The 2,335-nt window shown below is 38.3% G+C and carries 1 protein-coding gene, 12 tRNA genes and 1 rRNA gene; all 14 read left to right on the top strand.

Annotation, left to right across the window (positions count from 1 at the left end):
* Positions 1 to 6 precede the first annotated feature (6 nt).
* The 14 genes from rrf to DYH56_RS16080 all read left to right on the top strand — a co-directional run bounded on the left by rrf (position 7) and on the right by DYH56_RS16080 (position 1,777).
* Positions 7 to 123 (top strand): 5S ribosomal RNA (gene rrf / locus DYH56_RS15625).
* Positions 124 to 133: 10 nt separating this feature from the next.
* A tRNA-Asn gene (locus tag DYH56_RS15620) sits at positions 134 to 209 on the top strand.
* A gap of 4 nt (positions 210 to 213) precedes the next feature.
* Positions 214 to 290, top strand: a tRNA-Pro gene (locus tag DYH56_RS15615).
* Between the two features lie 24 nt (positions 291 to 314).
* Positions 315 to 390, top strand: a tRNA-Gly gene (locus DYH56_RS15610).
* 17 nt (positions 391 to 407) lie between these two features.
* Positions 408 to 484, top strand: a tRNA-Arg gene (locus DYH56_RS15605).
* Between the two features lie 15 nt (positions 485 to 499).
* Positions 500 to 575, top strand: a tRNA-His gene (locus tag DYH56_RS15600).
* Between the two features lie 16 nt (positions 576 to 591).
* Positions 592 to 667, top strand: a tRNA-Lys gene (locus DYH56_RS15595).
* Between the two features lie 15 nt (positions 668 to 682).
* Positions 683 to 758: transfer RNA gene (locus tag DYH56_RS15590), tRNA-Thr, on the top strand.
* A gap of 19 nt (positions 759 to 777) precedes the next feature.
* Positions 778 to 852, top strand: a tRNA-Glu gene (locus tag DYH56_RS15585).
* 31 nt (positions 853 to 883) lie between these two features.
* Positions 884 to 971, top strand: a tRNA-Ser gene (locus DYH56_RS15580).
* A 5-nt stretch (positions 972 to 976) separates the two neighbouring features.
* A tRNA-Phe gene (locus DYH56_RS15575) sits at positions 977 to 1,052 on the top strand.
* A gap of 5 nt (positions 1,053 to 1,057) precedes the next feature.
* Positions 1,058 to 1,133, top strand: a tRNA-Val gene (locus DYH56_RS15570).
* A gap of 21 nt (positions 1,134 to 1,154) precedes the next feature.
* Positions 1,155 to 1,231 (top strand) — tRNA-Asp (locus DYH56_RS15565).
* Positions 1,232 to 1,636: 405 nt separating this feature from the next.
* Positions 1,637 to 1,777, top strand: a complete 141-nt coding sequence (locus tag DYH56_RS16080; protein ID WP_158539182.1) for a hypothetical protein — start codon at positions 1,637 to 1,639, stop codon at positions 1,775 to 1,777.
* Positions 1,778 to 2,335: the final 558 nt, after the last annotated feature.

Below are 2,335 nucleotides of genomic sequence, written 5' to 3'. Positions count from 1 at the left end.
AGTAAGCTTGGTAAGAAAAGCTACGGGGGTACACCTGGTCACATTCCGAACCCAGAAGTTAAGTCCGTAAACGCCGAAAGTACTTAGGGGGCAGCCCCTTGGGAGGATAGGAACTTGCCAAGTCTTTCAAGATGCTTCTTTAGCTCAGTTGGTAGAGCGCTCGACTGTTAATCGAGTTGTCGCAGGTTCAAGTCCTGCAAGAAGCGCCATTAACGGAGCATAGCGCAGCCCGGTAGCGCACCTGCCTTGGGAGCAGGGGGTCATAGGTTCGAATCCTATTGTTCCGACCATTTCAATAAAATATACCAAGATACGCGGGAATAGCTCAGTTGGTAGAGCGTCAGCCTTCCAAGCTGAATGTCGCCAGTTCGAACCTGGTTTCCCGCTCCAAAATTTCTTTTAAAAAAGAGCCTGTAGCTCAGCTGGATAGAGCAACGCCCTTCTAAGGCGTGGGTCAGGGGTTCGAATCCCTTCAGGCTCACCATTTAAGCAAAATATGGTGGTTGTAGTTCAGTTGGTAGAGCGCCAGTTTGTGGTACTGGTTGTCGCGGGTTCAAGTCCCGTCAGCCACCCCAAGAAATAAAAAAATAAGCGCCACTAGCTCAGCTGGTAGAGCACTCGACTTTTAATCGAGTTGTCACAGGTTCAAACCCTGTGTGGCGCACCATAACAATTTAAATATGCCGCTTTAGCTCATCTGGTAGAGCAACTGACTTGTAATCAGTAGGTGATTGGTTCGACTCCGATAAGCGGCACCATAATTTACATTTAAAATATGCTCCGTTCGTCTATCGGTTAGGATTCTTGGTTTTCACTCAAGCGGGAGGGGTTCAACTCCCCTACGGAGTACCATATTTTAAAAAGTGGAAAGTATATGTAATTTGGTGAGATGTCCGAATTGGCTAAGGAGCCGGTCTTGAAAACCGGTGAACCCGCAAGGGGTCTGGGTTCGAGTCCCAGTCTCATCGCCACATATGCCTTGATAGCTCAGTCGGTAGAGCAGAGGACTGAAAATCCTCGTGTCCGTGGTTCGATTCCGCGTCAAGGCACCACTTATGCTCGCATAGCTCAGTTGGGAGAGCACCTGCCTTACAAGCAGGGGGTCACTGGTTCAAGTCCAGTTGTGAGCACCATTTAAATTTAATATAATATATGGGGGTGTAGCTCAGTTGGTTAGAGTGCCTGCCTGTCACGCAGGATGTCGCGAGTTCGAGTCTCGTCACTCCCGCCATATATTAAATTCAAGATCTCTTAGGAGATTTTTTTTTACAAAATTATATAAAGAAGCTTTTAAAATTAAGGGTTAATTTATGTATACACATGATAATAAAGTTTTGATAATTAATCTGATAAAAAAGAAAAGTTTTTAATAAAGCATAGATAATAAACTCTTGTCTTATAGGCAGGAGTTTTTTTATCTAAATTTTAAAAATAAATATGCCTTATTAATATCTGTATACATTTATATGAAGCTTTTACTTTTAACCATTAAGCGGTGTATCGATGGGTTTGAGAATAAAATAGGAATAATTTATGTCTGTGTAATACTCTCAAAAGAGATTGAGTCATCAGGCTATATAGAAAAAAATCCACAAAATGTATACATAAGCTTGAGTGCCTCCCTTTAATAAAATAAATGAGAGGAATATTAAACTCAGGAATATATCTGACTATGACAAAGAATAGGCAGGAAATTAAAGCAGTAGACAATAAACAAATAAAGTCAGCAACCCTAAGAGATCTTAGGCGGAAAAGAAACTGTGCTGGGTATAAATAGAAATGAATAAAAAATATGGATGTGGCAATAAATGGGATAGGAAATTTGCCAACAGATATAGTAAAATAATTTTTATTTTAATAGAAACAAAGATTATCTCCTAATAAAATAACAGTAAGGTTATTTTAAGTGCAGATAAAAAATATGTTTTTTTTTAATTTTTCAACCTTATAACATATTAGTTTTCTTGGTTGTGTGACAACAAAAACAGTATGTCTAGCTGTTTTTGTTTTCTGAATTGTAAAATTTTAAAAAAAACAAAAAAAACTTTATAAAAAAACAAAATAATCCTTGACGAAAACTTGTAAACGCGGTATACTTCTTCTTGTGCATCAGAGAAATATCTTTGAGGCGAACAACAGGACATTAGCAATTAAATAGAGAAAGAAAGTGTAAATTAAAAACTCAATTGTCGTTTGAAACTTGTTTCAAACAATCGATTAAGGTGTACAGTGGAATGAACCACTATAAAAATAATTATCTTTTAATAGATAGCTAAACTTCATTTATGAAGTTAGGATATAAATTTGAATGTAGAGTTTGATCCTGGCTCAGGAT

It is taken from the genome of Psychrilyobacter piezotolerans (assembly GCF_003391055.1).
Lineage (GTDB): Bacteria > Fusobacteriota > Fusobacteriia > Fusobacteriales > Fusobacteriaceae > Psychrilyobacter > Psychrilyobacter piezotolerans.
Note: the sequence above shows the minus strand (reverse complement) of the source record. Positions and strands in the feature narration are given on the sequence as shown.